Source organism: Pseudomonas sp. NyZ201 (genome assembly GCF_049860765.1).
GTDB lineage: Bacteria > Pseudomonadota > Gammaproteobacteria > Pseudomonadales > Pseudomonadaceae > Aquipseudomonas > Aquipseudomonas bharatica.
The window spans coordinates 2,900,887-2,915,172 of the sequence record NZ_CP187557.1 but is presented as its reverse complement, the minus strand read 5'-3'; the positions used below and the strand labels follow the sequence as shown (position 1 = coordinate 2,915,172).

The following is a 14,286-nucleotide window of genomic DNA, read 5'->3' as shown; positions in this document are numbered from 1 at the left end:
GTCACGCGGCAAAAAACATTTCCAATGATGTCAACGGCTTAACGCCGCGCCCCCGGGAATTTGCCTGGAAAGCTCTTTTCGAAGCTAAAAAAGCCGTGCTAGATTAAAAACAGAACTATGTTCATATATATGAACGAAATCTTGGCTACTTGGAAGATCTATCCGGCCAGGGCGGACCCTGGCGGCACGCATCGTGTTCTTTCCACAGCACGTCCATAGCGGACAAACCTCACCAACAATAATTAACAAAGGTTTGTAAATGATGATCAGAGTGCCTTCAGGACGAGTGGCCGCCTCACCGCGCTTGCTCGCCATGGCTACCGCTTTACTGGCCGCGGGCCAGGCATACGGATTCGACATCGATCTGGGTGAGTCGGACTTTCACCTGCGTTGGGACAACACCGTCAGGTACAACTGGGGGATGCGCCTGCAGAAGCAGAGCCATCTGGTCAATCGGGCCAGTGGCGGCGCCTTCGACCAAAGCAACGCCGCCTTCGACCGCTACGACACCATCACCAATCGCCTGGACCTGCTGTCCGAGGTCGACCTCAACTATCAGAACAAGTACGGCGCACGGCTGAGTGCCGCCGCCTGGTACGACCAGGCCTACGACGGCAAGGACCCGGCACGGGTGCCTGGCGGCAGCAGCTATGCCGACAACCACTTCACCGACGTGGTCAAGCGTTACTACGCCGGCCCTTCCGGCGAGTTCCTCGACGCCTACGTCTACGGTCGTTTCGAGCCGGCGGGCCTGCCCATGGATATCCGCGCCGGCCAGCACGCGGTGATCTGGGGTGAAGCGCTGTTCGGCAGTACCAACGCCATTTCCTACGCCCAGGCCCCGAGCGACCTGCGCAAGACCACCGCGAACCCCGGCGCCTCGGCCAAGGAGACCGCGCTGCCGATCAACCAGGTCTCGACCATGGTGCAGTTGAACGATCAGTTCGTCCTGGCCGCCCAGTACCTGTTCGACTGGAAACCCAACCGCATCGCCGAAGGCGGCACCTACTTCGCCGGTTCCGACAGCATTCTCGAAGGCCCGAACGTCGGCCGCGGCAAGTCGATCGATGGCGACAGTGGCGACTACGGCCTGTCGCTGCGCTGGCGGCCCGACTGGTTCGACGGCACCCTGGGCGCCTACTACCGTCGCTTCGACGAAAAATCCGCCTGGGCCTCGCAGATCGACGCGTCCACCGGGCTGGCCCGGGCGGTGTACGCCAAGGACATCGATCTCTACGGCCTGAGTGTCAGCTCCAACATCGGCGGGCTGTCGGTGGGCGCCGAGCTGTCCTACCGGGAAAACATGCCGCTCAACAGCAGCGGCGCCGCGGCAGACCAGGCCCACCGCCTCGAAGGCGCCAGGGGCTCGACCTGGCATGCGGTGCTCAACGCCGTGCAGACCTACGGCGACACCGCCGTGTTCGACTCCGCCAGCCTGTCGGGCGAGCTGTCCTGGGCCCGGCTGGACAAGGTGACCGACAACGCTGCGGCCTACCGGGCCAAGGGCTACAACGCCGGTTGCGGCGAAGATGCCAGGCTGCGCGGCTGCTCCGACGATGACTTCTACAGCGCATCGCTGTCCTTCACCCCGGTGTGGACCCAGGTGTTCCCGAGCATCGACCTGAAACTGCCGATGTTCCTCTCGCGCAACCTCAGCGGCAACGCACCGACCAATGGCGGCGGCAGCGAAGGCCTGACCACCGCCAAGATCGGCATCTCGGCCGAAGCCTATGCGGTGCATTTCATCGACCTGGCCGTGACCTACTACGACCAGAAGCACAGTGACTCGCGAAACCTGGTCCTGGGCCCGCCCTACCTCGACAAGGCCTGGGTCTCGCTGACCTACCAAACCACCTTCTGATTCGCTGACGTCCACGGGGATATTCCATGTTCACATCCAAACTGTTCGCCTGTGCGCTGACCACCCTCTGCGCGGGCTCCGCACTTGCCGCCGTCAGCCCGGACGAAGCCGCGCAACTGGGCAAGAACCTGACGGCCTTCGGCGCCGAGCAGGCGGCCAATGCCGCCGGCACCATCCCGGCGTACGACGGCGGCCTGCCGACGTCGACCAATCCGCCAGGGTTCGTCAAGGACTCCGGCAAGTGGATCAACCCCTATGCACAAGAGAAACCGCTGTACAGCATCACCGCGGCCAACATGGCCGAGTACGCCGACAAGCTCAGTGAAGCGACCAAGGTGATGCTGCAGCGCTATCCAAGCTACCGCCTGGACATCTATCCGACCCACCGAAGCGTCGCCTACCCGCAGTACATCCTCGACAAGACCCGCGACAACGCCACCAAGGCCTCGCTCTCGGCGGACGGCAACACCCTGGCGGGGGCGATCGGCGGCATTCCGTTCCCGATCCCGAAGACCGGCTACGAAGTCATGTGGAACCACATGGCGCGCTTCAACGGCGTCGCCGCCGAAGACCACATGCGCAACTTCTACGTGGACAGCAACGGCAAGCGGATCAACTCCGGCGAAATCAAGCTGTCGAGGAACTTCACCTTCCACAACCCGGCGGCGACGGCCGAGAGCCTCAAGAAGAACGACGCCTTCATCTTCCAGAACGCCTACCACTTCACCGGCCCGGCCCGGAGCGTGGGCGATGCCACCATGTACTACGACACCATCGACATGAACGCCATGCCGCGCCGGGCCTATGCCTATTCGGCCAGCACCCGCCGGGTGCGGCTCAGCCCCGATATCGCCTACGACACGCCCATCGCCTCCCAGGGCGGGGTGACGACCTACGACGATGCCGAGCTGTACAGCGGCAAGCTCGACCGTTTCGACTGGAAGCTGGTGGGCAAGCGCGAGCTGTATATCCCGTACAACATCTATGACCTGAGCTTCAAGGTCCACTCCGACCAGGCGCTGACGCCCAACCACGTCAATCCCGATGCCGTGCGCTGGGAGCTGCACCGCGTCTGGGTGGTCGAGGGCACCCTGAAGCCGGGCCTGCGCCATGTCTACAGCAAGCGGGTCTACTACTTCGACGAGGACTGGTCGGGCGCCGGCGTCAGCGACGAGTACGACGGCGCGGGGAAACTCTACAAGGGCGTGCACATGGGCATGAGCCAGCTCTACGACAAGCAGGTGCCGATGTCCCGGACCTACTGGGCCTACGACCTGGCCACCGGCGTGTACTCGTTCTCGCAGAACTACGCCGACCTGAAGTTCGGCTGGCGGGTCATGGACAAGCCCTTCCCGCCCTCCACCTTCACCCCGGAAGCCCTGCAGGCCCGTAGCGGTCGTTAATCCACCTGGCGAACGCGCGCCACCCGGACACCCGGCTGGCGCGCCCTTGGAAGGTCATTCACATGGGATTTATCTATCAAGCCCTGGTGGCACTGGTAGTGGCTTGCTGCGCCTGCGCGGCGAGCGCCGACACGGTGTTCCGCGACCCGCTCGACACCCCCGCCCTGCACAGCGACAAGGCCGGCACCAGCCTGCTGGTGGGAGTGACCCGCGCGCCAGGCGGGCGCTGGGTGGCGGTGGGACGGCGAGGCCACGTGCTCTGGTCGGACGATGCGCACGCCTGGCATCAGGCCAAGGTGCCGGTCTCCGTCGACCTGGTGGCTGTCAGTTTTCCCACCGCCGAGCACGGCTGGGCCGTCGGCCACGGCGGCGTGATCCTGCGCAGCCTGGACGGCGGCCGCAGCTGGGAAACGCAACTTGACGGCCGGCGCCTGGCCGACCTGCTGATCGCCCACTGGACGCCGCTCGCCGCCCAAGCGAGCGAGACGGAACCCGGCGCCCACCTGGCGTTGCAGGATGCCGAACGCTTCAAGGACGAGGGGCCGGGACGGCCGTTCCTCGATGTCGCCTTCATCGATGAGCAGACCGGCTACGCCGTGGGCGCCTACAACCTGATCCTGATGACGACCGACGCGGGTGCGCACTGGCAAGTGCTGTCCGACCGGGCGGACAACCCGTCCGCCTTGCACCTGAACGCGGTTCGCCTGCTCGACAGGCAGGCCTACCTCGTCGGAGAACAGGGCCTGCTGCTCCAGGAGAATCCGGCGACCGGCCGCTTCGAGGCCATCCAGACGCCCTACGGCGGCACCTGGTTCGGCCTGCTGGCGCGGCCAGACCTGATGCTGCTGTTCGGCCTGCGCGGCACGGCCTACGCGAGCCATGACCAGGGCGCCAGCTGGACCCAAGTCGACACCGGGACCCAGGGCACCCTCAACGCCGGCGCCAGCCTGGCGGACGGCCGGGTCGTCCTGGTGACGGCCGAGGGCCGCCTGCTGCTCAGCGACGACGCCAGCGCCGGGCATTTTCGCGCAGTGCCCCTCGACTCCACCCAACCGCTCTATGGCATCGCCACCGGCCAGGACGCCACCGCCGTTGTGGTCGGTGCCGCTGGCGTCCGGCTGTTCGACCTCGCCGCCGACGCGGCAAGCCGCTAGGGAACCCAGGCATGACCCACTTTGAAACCGATCCCTCGAAGGACGCCCCGGTCATCGGCCGCCCGGAGCTGTTCGATACGCGCTCAGGCTCATGGCTGGAGCGCTTGCTGTTCAACCATCGCCTGCCGATCATCGTACTGTGCAGCGCGCTGACCCTGTTCTTCGCGCTGCACGCCAGCCGGCTCGGGGTGAACGCAGGCTTCGAAAACCTCATCCCCCAGTCCCACCCCTACATCCGCAACTACCTGCAGAACAAGGCCGAGCTGAGCGGCCTGGGCAACAACCTGCGGGTCGTGGTGGAGAACACCGACGGCGACATCTATGACCCGCAGTACCTGGAAGTGCTGCGTCGGGTCAACGACGCGCTGTTCCTGACGCCGGGCATCAACCGGCCCTTCGTCAAGTCGATCTGGATGCCCGCCGTGCGCTGGACGGAGGTGACCGAGGAAGGCTTCCGCGGCGGCCCGGTGATGCCCGATACCTACGACGGCAGCGCCGCCTCGATCGCCGGCCTGCGCGCCAACATCGGCCGGGCCGGGTTGCTCGGCACCCTGGTCGCCAATGACCAGCGCTCGACCATGATCGTCGCGCCGGTGCTGGAGAAATACGCCGACACTGGCCAGCCCATCGACTACGGCGCCCTCCAGCAACATCTGGAAAGCCTGCGGGCGCTGGCGAACGAGGGCGATCATCCCGGCAAGGTGCGCATTCACATCATCGGCTTCGGCAAGCTGGTCGGCGACCTGATCGCCGGGTTGCACCAAATCATGTCCTACTTCGCGGTCGCCGCGGCCATCGCCATCCTCGTGCTGTTCGCCTACACGCGGTGCGTGCGCAGCACCGTGCTGGTGGTGGGCTGTTCGCTGATCGCGGTTGCCTGGCAGCTCGGCATCGTCCGCCTGCTGGGCTTCTCCCTCGATCCCTATTCCGTGCTGGTGCCGTTCCTGGTCTTCGCCATCGGGGTGTCCCACGGCGCGCAAAAGATGAACGGGATCATGCAGGACGTCGCCCGGGGCACGCACAAGTACGTGGCCGCGCGCTACACCTTCCGCCGCTTGTTCCTCGCCGGCCTGACCGCGCTGATGGCGGACGTGGTGGGCTTCGCCGTGCTAACGGTGATCGATATCCCGGTGATCCAGGACCTGGCGCTCACCGCCAGCATCGGGGTCGCCGTGCTGGTGTTCACCAACCTGATCCTGCTGCCGATCCTGCTCTCCTACCTGGGCGTCGGCACGCCGGCAGCCCGGCCGGTCGCCGCCGGGGCCATGCCACCCTCGCGCCTGCGCGAAGCCCTGGTGCGCTTCACCGAACCGCGCCTGGCGGCAGTGGCCCTGGTCGTTGCCGCGGCCCTGGCCGTCGCCGGCTTCATGGTCAGCCTGCACCTGCAGATCGGCGACCTCGACGCCGGCGCCCCGGAATTGCGCGCCGACTCCACCTACAACCGCGACACCGCCTACATCAATGCCCACTACGGGCTCTCCAGCGACCAGTTCGCGGTCATCGTCAAGACGCCCCCCGGGGAGTGCGAGAAGTGGCAGGTGCAGATGGAGATCGACCGGCTGGACTGGGCGCTGCTGCAGGTGCCCGGGGTGCAGGCCACCGTGTCCATGGCGGGCGCGGTGGCGCGGATGTCCTCGGCGCTGTTCGAAGCCTCGCCCAAGTGGATCACCGTCAGCCACAACCAGGCCCTGGTCAACACCTCGCTGCTGCGCGCGCAGGAGGCCAACCCGGAACTGGTGAACCCGGACTGCTCGGTGATTCCGGTGGTCGCGTACCTGAGCGACCACAAGGCGGCGACCCTGGACCGGGTGCTCAAGGCCAGCGAAGCCTTTGCCCGCGAGCATGACGCGCCGGGGCTGGAATTCCTGCCCGTCGCCGGCTCCGCCGGGATCGATGCGGTCACCAACATCGTCGTGCGGGACGCCAACCGGACCATGCTGGTGCTGGTCTACCTGGCGGTCGCGGCGCTGTGCCTGGTCACCTTCAGAAGCTGGCGCGCGGTGGTGGTGGCCATCCTCCCGCTGCTGATCACCTCGATCCTCTGCGAGGCGTTGATGGTCGCCCTCGGCATCGGCGTCAAGGTCGCCACGCTGCCGGTGATCGCCCTGGGCGTCGGCATCGGCGTCGACTACGCGCTCTACCTGCTCAGCGTGCAACTGGAACACATGCGCAAGGGCGCCTCCCTGGCGGACGCCTATCGCCACGCCCTGTCCTTCACCGGCAAGGTGGTGGCGCTGGTCGGAGTGACGCTGGCGGCGGGGGTCATCACCTGGGCCTGGTCACCGATCAAGTTCCAGGCCGACATGGGTATCCTCCTGACCTTCATGCTGCTGTGGAACATGCTTGGCGCCTTGCTGCTCATCCCTGCCCTTTCCTGCTTCCTGCTGCGGAGCCCGAATCATGAAGCTTGAACCCATCCTCCCTGCCCAGGGGCTGCAGAACTACCCGCGCCCGGCGCTGGCCTGGTACATGACCGGCGTGCTGTTTTTGCTGTACTGGCTGTCCCTGCTGGATCGCCTGGTGATTTCCCTGCTGGTCGCGCCGATCCGCCGCGACCTGGGCATCAGCGACTTCGAGCTGTCGCTGCTCCAGGGCTTCGCCTTCGGCGCCTTCTATGCCGTCTGCGGGCTGCCGCTGGGTTGGCTGGTCGACCGCTTCAGCCGCCGCTGGGTGATCTTCGGCGGGGTCACCGTCTGGACCCTGGCCACCGTGTTCTGCGGCGCCGCGCACAGCTATTGGCAACTGTTCCTGGCACGCATCGGCGTGGGCGCCGGCGAAGCGGCCCTGAGCCCGGCGGCCTATTCGCTGATGGCCGACAGCTTTCCCGCGCACCGGCTGACCACCGCGCTGGCGGTCTACTCCCTGGGCTCACTGTTCGGCACCGGCATGGCGTACCTGATGGGCGGATTGATCGTCGAACTGGTCGCCACGCACGACGTCGTCCTGCTGCCGATACTCGGCGAGGTCCGTTCATGGCAGATGGTGTTCGTGGTGATCGGCCTGCCGGGGATCCTGCTGGGCCTGCTGGTCTTCACCTTCAAGGACCCGGGGCGCCGCCGCACGGCGGGCACCGTACGGCAAAGCCGGGACGTGGTCGGCGACGTGCTGGGCTACCTGCAACGGCACCGCACCTTCTTCCTCTGCCACCACGGCGGCTTCACCCTCTGCGTGATGGCGGTGACCGGCCTGGCGCTGTGGGCACCGACCTACCTGGCCAGGACCTTCGCCTGGTCGCCCGGGCAGATCGGCACCTGGCTCGGCGTAGTCGGGACCCTCGGCGGCGTCATCGGTGCCGTGCTGTGCGGGCAACTGATCGACGCCCAGGTGGCGAAAGGCAAGCGTGACGCGCATCTGCGCCTGTTCAGCATCACCAGCCTGATCGCTTGCCCGGTGGTGGTCGCCGGCATGCTCTGGGGCGACCCCTACGTGTTCCTCGCGGCGTTCTTCATTGCCCAGGTGCTGGTCAGCCCGATCATGGGGATCTCGGCGGCAGCGCTGCAGCTCGCCGCGCCGGCGCACTTGCGCGGGCGGCTGTCGTCGATCTACCTGTTCGTGATGATCCTGCTGGGCATCGGTGCCGGCCCCTCGGTGGTCGCGGCCTTCACCGACTTCCTGTTTGCCGACGACGCGAAGCTGGGCAACTCCCTGGCGCTGCTGTTCGCCATCGCCTGCCCGCTCGCGGCCCTGGTCCTGCAACTGGGCCGGGCCGCGATGAGCCGGGCGGTGGAGGAGAACCAGCCGATCGCCTGAGGCCGGCCGGTATGGATCCGGCCCCGGCCTGGCTCAGCGGAAGGAGACAGTATGGCCGCCATCGACCGCGATGGTCTGGCCGTTGATGTAGCCACCGGACGGCGATGCCAGCAGCACGGCCAACCCGGCCAGCTCGTCAACTTCGCCGAAGCGCTGGGACGGGTTGCGCCCCTGGTACCACTCGACCATGGCCGGGTCCTCCCACTGCGAGCGGGCCATCTCGGTCTTGAAGGTGCCGGGGGCGATGCAATTGGCCGTCACCCCCTTGCTGGCGAATTCGTTGGCAAGGTTGCGGACCAGTTGCATATCGGCGGCCTTGGTCAAGCCATAGGTGCCGGTCATGCGGTCACCCAGCAGGCCGACGATGGACGCCACCACGATGAAGCGTCCATAGCCGCGCTCAAGCATGCCCGGCACCGTCATCTGCGCCAGCCAAATGCTGCTCTGGACGTTGACCTGCATGAACTTGTCGAAGGTTTCTTCCGGTAGCTCGAGCACCGAGCCTACCCAGGGGTGGATCGCGGCATTGGCCATCACGATGTCCACCCGCCCCCAGGCATCCACGGCGCTGTCGACGAGGTGTTGAACATCCTCCTTGCGCCCGATATTGCACGGCACGGCCATGGCCTCGCCGCCGGCATCGCGGATCTGCGCCACCGCCGCTTCGCACGCTTGGGCCTTGCGCCCGGAAATGACAACTTTCGCACCATGCTCCGCCATGCCCATTGCACTGGCCAGCCCCAGGCCACGGCTGGAACCGGTGATAATTGCCACTTTGCCCCGCAGGTCGAACAAGGAAGACGAACCCATTTCACACTCCATTATTTTTATTCGCAGTGCGAATTTAGTATCCACACAGTGAATTTCGAATATACTCCGAAAGTCTTCGACGAGCACACGCCATGACTACACCCGTTGCGAAAGACACACCCGCCGACCAGGAAAAGGACCGCCAGTACGTGACCGCGCTGGCCCGTGGCCTGCAGATCCTGCGCTGCTTCACCCATGAAAAACCGGAGCTGACGCCGCAGGAGATCGTGCGCATGACCGGCCTGCCGCAGCCGACGATCTGGCGCTTGTGCCACACCCTGAGCAAGGAGGGCTTCATCGTCTGTGCCGGTGAAAACAACCGCATGGCGCTTGGCCTGCCCGCGTTGGCCCTGGGCTACGCCGCCCTGGTCCGCCAGGAGCTGCCGAAAATAGCCCTGCCGCACATGCAGGCGCTGACGGACACCCGGCGCATGGGTATGTCGCTGGCGGTTCGCGACGGCCTGGACATGCTCTACCTGCAGCGTACCCACGGTGACTTCGTCTACATGAACGACCCGGTCGGCGCGCGCCGCCCCTTCGCCATCGCACCCACGGGCTGGGCCTGCTTCGCCGGCTACGACAGCCAGCAGCGCGAGGATGTGCTGGAGGCCCTGGAGCGGCATGAGCCTGCCGCCCTGCCCGCCATCCGCGAGCAACTGTACAAGGCCACCGAGCAGTACCTGCAGCACGGTTTCATCACCAGCATCGGCGTCATCCATGAACACCTGAACGCCATCGCGGTGCCCATCCGCTCGCTGCGCAGCGGCACGGTGTATGCCCTGTCGGCCTCCGGCCTGGCGGCTGAGTGGCCACTGGAAAAGCTCATGACCGTAGGGCCCGAGCTGGCTGCGCTGGCGCGCCAACTGACGATCGCCGCGGACTGATCCCCGGCACTTCCATCACCTGCAAGGAGCTCCACATGGCAATCCAACGACCCCTGATTCTTGTCACCGGCGCAACCGGTGCCCAAGGCGGTGCAGCCGCCCGTGAACTGCTGGAGGCCGGGTGGCGCGTGCGCATCTTCACCCGTGATCCGGACGGCCCTGCGGCACGGGCGCTGATCTGCTCAGGCGCCGAAGCCGCGGCAGGCGACCTGGACGATGCCGCCTCACTGGCCACTGCCCTGCAGGGCGTCCATGGCGTGTTTTCGGTGCAGGTGCCCGACGCCAGGGGCACGGACTCGGAACGTCGCCACGGCTTTGCCCTGGTCGAGCTCGCCAGGGCGGCCGGCGTGGATCACTTCGTTCATACCTCCGTCTGCGAAGCGGGCAAGCACACCGCCTTCCCCCGCTGGGAAAGCGGCTACTGGTGGCAGAAATACTGGACCGACAAGTGGGACGTGGAGGAAGCCGTGCGCACTGCCGGTTTCACGCACTGGACCGTGCTGAAACCGGCTTTCATGATGGACAACTTCGCCCAGCCCAAGGCCCGCCACATGTTCCCCCATTTGCAGCAGGGGACGATCCTCACGGCCCTGGAACCCACCACGCGCATGCAACTGATCGCCGCCGCCGACGTCGGCGCGCTGGCTCGCGCAGCGTTCGCCGCGCCGACCACCTTCTCCCACAAAAACATCGACCTGGCGGCCGAGGCACTGACCATGGACGAGGTTGCCGCCACCCTGGCGCAGGTGCTGGGCAAACCGGTGAGCGCACGCTCGGTCAACCCGGCACAGGCGATCGAGGCCGGCCTGTTCCACGGCTGGGTCCGCTCGCAGGAATGGACCAACGCCGTCGGCTACCGCGCGGACATTGCCCGGCTCAACGCGATGCTGGGCGCCGAAGGCCTGGCGCTGACACCGTTCGCCCAGTGGGTCGAGCGACACCAGGGGCGCATTCGCATCGATTAAGCCCAGCTGGCTGCGACGACGCTGAATCAACGCACAACCCATAACAACAAGAGCGAGTGCCCATGAGCAATTTCTACGACCTGCCGGACGGCATCCGGATCACGGCCGAAGGCGGCCTGCGCCTCATCACCCTTGACCGGCCGGACGACCTGAATGCGTCGACCAGCGAGATGCTGTTCGCCTTCCCCAGGCTATTCAGCGCCTTGGCCGAGGACCTGGAGGCCGGGGTCGCCATCCTGACCGGCGCCGGTCGGGCCTTCAGCGCCGGGGGCGACATGAACCATTTCGTCAGGACCCTGGACGATGCCGACTTCGCCAGATCCGTGCAGGAGAACGCCAGGCGCACCATCCATGGCTTCATCGACCTGCCGATCCCGATCATCGCCGCAGTTAACGGCCCTGCGGTCGGCTGGGGCGCCACCCTGGCCACGCTCTGCGACATAGTGCTGATGGCCGATGACGCGTTCATGGCCGAGCCGCATATCAATATCGGCCTGGTGGTGGGCGACGGCATTTCCGTGTCCTGGCCGCTCTACACCAGCCTGCTGCGGGCCAAGGAACTGATCTTCACCGGCGACCGCATCAGTGCCCGGCAGGCTGTCGAATTCGGCCTGGCCAACCGGGTGGTGGCGCCGGAGCAGCTGCTGGACGAAGCCAGGGCCCTCGCCAGCAAGTTGCTCAAGCAGCCCGCACAGGCCCTGCGCGAGACCAAGAAGCTGATGAACCTGTACCTGCATCGCTCCGCCGCCCAGATGCTCGATGCGACTCTTGGCCGCCAGCTGGCCGCGACCATGAGCACGGAGCACCACGCCATCGCCAGCCGTTTCATCGAGCAGCAGAAGCGCAGGCAGGCCGACTGACGCAGGCGCAGAGCTCAATCCCAATGCCGTTCGACCCCATCAAACCAACAACCGCTGGATTGCGAAGGAAGATATCGAAATGCTGGATTTCCATGGAAAAGTCGTTCTGATCACCGGGGCCGGACGCGGCATTGGACGACAGCACGCGATGTCCCTCGCCGAACGTGGCGCTTGCGTGGTGATCAATGACTACGGTGTGGATGGACGCGGTGAGCACGGTGGAGATTCCGCTCCTGCCGATGCGGTAGTTGCGCAGATTCAGGCGGCTGGCGGACAAGCCATGGCGGCTTGCTGTGACATAGGAGAACGTGCGCAAGTGGCGAAGATGATGGAGGCGATCATCGCGCAATGGGGCCGGCTCGATGTCCTGATCCACAACGCGAGCACCTACGCCGACCTTGGCCCGTTCGAGGCCAGCAGCGTGGATGATCTTGAACGCATCATGCGCGTCAACGTCACCGGCGGCTGGAATGTCGCCCATGCGGCCTGGCCACACATGCAGCGTCAAGGACAGGGCCGTATCGTCATCACCGGCTCGGGTGCCGGAATGTTCGGTCGCCGCCGCGACCAGGCCTACAGCGTGGCCAAAAGTGCGCTTATCGGCATGACCAAGGTGCTCGCGACAGAAGGTGACCCGCAAGGCATCAAGGTCAACCTGGTAGGCCCGGTCGCCTTTACCGACCAGTCGAAAGCACAGGGCATACCGTCGATCATGGAGCGTTTTGCCCCGCCGGTCATGGTCAGCAACCTCGTGATGTTGCTGGCCCATGTCGACTGCCCTGTCACAGGCGAAATGTTCCATTGTGGCGGCGGATTCGTTTCGCGGGTGTTCGTGGGAGAGACAGCCGGTGCCACCTTCAGCCTGGAGACCATGTCCCCTGAAGGTCTGCTCGAGGCATTGCCGGGTATCCTCGATGAGGCGGGCTACACCGTACCGAGAAGCTCGGACCAGTCGGGTGCACGGCTGTCGGCGGGGATAGCTTCGATCAACCCTGAATTTGCCGAAGTCCTGGCTACCGCGAAACGCGAGCGCCCCGCCAGCCGATGACGAGACCGGGCAACGGCCGGCGAAGGCCCGGCCGCCACCCCTTTAGCGGGCGTTGCAAGCAATGCCGCTACCCGTTCAGACGCTCATGCACAGGTACTTGATCTCGAGATAGTCGTCGATGCCATACCGCGAGCCCTCGCGACCGATGCCCGAGGCCTTGATGCCGCCGAAGGGCGCGACTTCGGTGGAGATGATCCCGGTGTTGATACCGACGATGCCGTACTCCAGCGCCTCGCCCACGCCGAAGATGCGGCTCATGTCCTTCGCATAGAAATACGACGCGAGGCCGAATTCCGTGTCGTTGGCCATCGCCACCACCTCGTCCTCGCTGCTGAAACGGAAGACCGGCGCGAGCGGGCCGAAGGTCTCTTCCTTGGCCACCGCGGCCGTTGGCGGAACGTCGGCCAGAACGGTTGGCTGGAAGAAGGTACCGCCCAAGGCATGATGAGCGCCTCCGGCGACGACGCGGGCGCCCTTGGCCACCGCATCGGCAATGTGCTCCTCGACTTTCGCCACCGCCTTGATGTCGATCAGCGGACCGGTGGTAACGCCCTCCTCCAGGCCGTTACCCACGTTCAGGCGGGCCACGGCGGCGACCAGCCTGGCGACGAACGCCTCGTAGACGCTGTCATGCACATACAGGCGGTTGGCACAGACGCAGGTCTGGCCATTGTTGCGGAACTTGGAGACCAGAGCGCCTTGCACCGCCAGGTCCAGGTCGGCGTCCTCGAACACGATGAAGGGTGCGTTGCCGCCCAGCTCCAGCGAAACCTTCTTGATGTCCTGGGCGCATTCGGCCATCAGTTGCCGGCCGATTTCGGTCGAGCCGGTGAAGGTCAGCTTGCGCACCGCCGGGTTGCCGGTAAGTTCCCCGCCCACGGCGCCCGCCGAACCCGTCACGACGCTCAGCACCCCCTTGGGAATGCCCGCGCGCTCGGCCAGCACCGCCAGGGCAAGGGCCGAGTACGGGGTCTGCGAGGCCGGCTTGAGCACCATGGTGCAGCCGGCAGCCAGGGCCGGGCCGGCCTTGCGGGTGATCAACGCCGAAGGGAAGTTCCACGGCGTGATCGCCGCCGTGACGCCGATCGGTTGCTTGATCACCATCAGCCGCTTGTCGGGCTGGTGCCCGGGGATCATGTCGCCGTAGACCCGCTTGGCCTCCTCCGCGAACCATTCCAGGAAGGACGCCGCGTAGACGATTTCTCCCCGGGATTCGCTCAGGGGCTTGCCTTGTTCGAGGGTCATCAGGCGGGCGAGGTCTTCCTGGTGCTCGATCATCAACTCGAACCAGCGCCGCAGGCGGCCGGCGCGGTCCTTGGCGGTCAGGGCCTTCCAGCCCGGCAGCGCCAGCTCCGCGGCGGCGATGGCACGCCGGGTTTCAGCCGCCGCCATCTTCGGCACGGTGCCCAGCAGGCGACCGGTTGCCGGGTTGAAAACGTCGATGGTCTGGCCGCTGTCGGCAGCCATCCAGGTTCCGTCGATGTAGGCCTGCTCGCGGAACAGGCTGGGGTCATTCAATTGCACGAGTCACTCCTGATAAAAGGTGGTCAG

Annotated in this window: 11 protein-coding genes; 9 read left to right on the top strand and 2 right to left on the bottom strand. The window is 65.9% G+C overall.

Annotated features, from left to right (window positions below; all coding sequences use genetic code 11):
* Window positions 1-259: 259 nt before the first annotated feature.
* The 5 genes from ACPFMA_RS13000 (at window position 260) to ACPFMA_RS12980 (ending at window position 8,168) form a co-directional block, all read left to right on the top strand.
* Window positions 260-1,861, top strand: coding sequence for a DUF1302 domain-containing protein (locus ACPFMA_RS13000; protein ID WP_425930435.1), 1,602 nt, complete (start codon window positions 260-262; stop codon window positions 1,859-1,861).
* Window positions 1,862-1,887: 26 nt separating this feature from the next.
* Window positions 1,888-3,264 (top strand): DUF1329 domain-containing protein, encoded by a 1,377-nt coding sequence (locus ACPFMA_RS12995; protein ID WP_064301409.1) that lies wholly within the window; start codon window positions 1,888-1,890, stop codon window positions 3,262-3,264.
* A 62-nt stretch (window positions 3,265-3,326) separates the two neighbouring features.
* The gene (locus ACPFMA_RS12990; RefSeq protein ID WP_425930434.1) at window positions 3,327-4,418 is read left to right on the top strand and encodes a YCF48-related protein; all 1,092 of its coding nucleotides are present in this window, start codon (window positions 3,327-3,329) and stop codon (window positions 4,416-4,418) included.
* 11 nt (window positions 4,419-4,429) lie between these two features.
* Window positions 4,430-6,829, top strand: coding sequence for an efflux RND transporter permease subunit (locus tag ACPFMA_RS12985; RefSeq protein WP_425930433.1), 2,400 nt, complete (start codon window positions 4,430-4,432; stop codon window positions 6,827-6,829).
* Entirely contained in the window at window positions 6,819-8,168 is a 1,350-nt protein-coding gene (locus tag ACPFMA_RS12980) for an MFS transporter (RefSeq protein WP_425930432.1), read from the top strand. The genes ACPFMA_RS12985 and ACPFMA_RS12980 overlap by 11 nt, the downstream gene beginning before the upstream one ends.
* Before the next feature lie 33 nt (window positions 8,169-8,201).
* Here ACPFMA_RS12980 and ACPFMA_RS12975 read toward each other — a convergent pair whose 3' ends face one another.
* Window positions 8,202-8,978, bottom strand: coding sequence for an SDR family NAD(P)-dependent oxidoreductase (locus tag ACPFMA_RS12975; RefSeq protein WP_425930431.1), 777 nt, complete (start codon window positions 8,976-8,978; stop codon window positions 8,202-8,204).
* Between the two features lie 92 nt (window positions 8,979-9,070).
* Between ACPFMA_RS12975 and ACPFMA_RS12970 the strand changes: the two genes are divergently transcribed.
* The 4 genes from ACPFMA_RS12970 (at window position 9,071) to ACPFMA_RS12955 (ending at window position 12,735) form a co-directional block, all read left to right on the top strand.
* Window positions 9,071-9,862 (top strand): IclR family transcriptional regulator, encoded by a 792-nt coding sequence (locus tag ACPFMA_RS12970; protein ID WP_425930430.1) that lies wholly within the window; start codon window positions 9,071-9,073, stop codon window positions 9,860-9,862.
* A gap of 35 nt (window positions 9,863-9,897) precedes the next feature.
* Window positions 9,898-10,827: an NmrA family NAD(P)-binding protein gene (locus ACPFMA_RS12965; RefSeq protein ID WP_425930429.1), complete on the top strand. Its 930-nt coding sequence runs from the start codon at window positions 9,898-9,900 to the stop codon at window positions 10,825-10,827.
* Between the two features lie 62 nt (window positions 10,828-10,889).
* Window positions 10,890-11,687 carry an enoyl-CoA hydratase/isomerase family protein gene (locus tag ACPFMA_RS12960; protein ID WP_425930428.1) on the top strand — a complete coding sequence of 266 codons (798 nt, stop codon included), beginning with the start codon at window positions 10,890-10,892 and terminating at the stop codon, window positions 11,685-11,687.
* A gap of 79 nt (window positions 11,688-11,766) precedes the next feature.
* Window positions 11,767-12,735, top strand: a complete 969-nt coding sequence (locus ACPFMA_RS12955; protein ID WP_425930427.1) for an SDR family NAD(P)-dependent oxidoreductase — start codon at window positions 11,767-11,769, stop codon at window positions 12,733-12,735.
* A gap of 75 nt (window positions 12,736-12,810) precedes the next feature.
* Here ACPFMA_RS12955 and gabD read toward each other — a convergent pair whose 3' ends face one another.
* Window positions 12,811-14,259 carry an NADP-dependent succinate-semialdehyde dehydrogenase gene (gene gabD / locus ACPFMA_RS12950; protein WP_425930426.1) on the bottom strand — a complete coding sequence of 483 codons (1,449 nt, stop codon included), beginning with the start codon at window positions 14,257-14,259 and terminating at the stop codon, window positions 12,811-12,813.
* Between the last annotated feature and the right edge of the window lie 27 nt (window positions 14,260-14,286).

What these genes read in the sequence shown, in the direction of transcription:
- ACPFMA_RS13000 (WP_425930435.1), top strand. Translation starts at nt 260, where the DNA reads ATGATGATCAGAGTGCCTTCAGGACGAGTGGCCGCCTCACCGCGCTTG.
- ACPFMA_RS12995 (WP_064301409.1), top strand. Translation starts at nt 1,888, where the DNA reads ATGTTCACATCCAAACTGTTCGCCTGTGCGCTGACCACCCTCTGCGCG.
- ACPFMA_RS12990 (WP_425930434.1), top strand. Translation starts at nt 3,327, where the DNA reads ATGGGATTTATCTATCAAGCCCTGGTGGCACTGGTAGTGGCTTGCTGC.
- ACPFMA_RS12985 (WP_425930433.1), top strand. Translation starts at nt 4,430, where the DNA reads ATGACCCACTTTGAAACCGATCCCTCGAAGGACGCCCCGGTCATCGGC.
- ACPFMA_RS12980 (WP_425930432.1), top strand. Translation starts at nt 6,819, where the DNA reads ATGAAGCTTGAACCCATCCTCCCTGCCCAGGGGCTGCAGAACTACCCG.
- ACPFMA_RS12975 (WP_425930431.1), bottom strand. Translation starts at nt 8,978, where the DNA reads ATGGGTTCGTCTTCCTTGTTCGACCTGCGGGGCAAAGTGGCAATTATC.
- ACPFMA_RS12970 (WP_425930430.1), top strand. Translation starts at nt 9,071, where the DNA reads ATGACTACACCCGTTGCGAAAGACACACCCGCCGACCAGGAAAAGGAC.
- ACPFMA_RS12965 (WP_425930429.1), top strand. Translation starts at nt 9,898, where the DNA reads ATGGCAATCCAACGACCCCTGATTCTTGTCACCGGCGCAACCGGTGCC.
- ACPFMA_RS12960 (WP_425930428.1), top strand. Translation starts at nt 10,890, where the DNA reads ATGAGCAATTTCTACGACCTGCCGGACGGCATCCGGATCACGGCCGAA.
- ACPFMA_RS12955 (WP_425930427.1), top strand. Translation starts at nt 11,767, where the DNA reads ATGCTGGATTTCCATGGAAAAGTCGTTCTGATCACCGGGGCCGGACGC.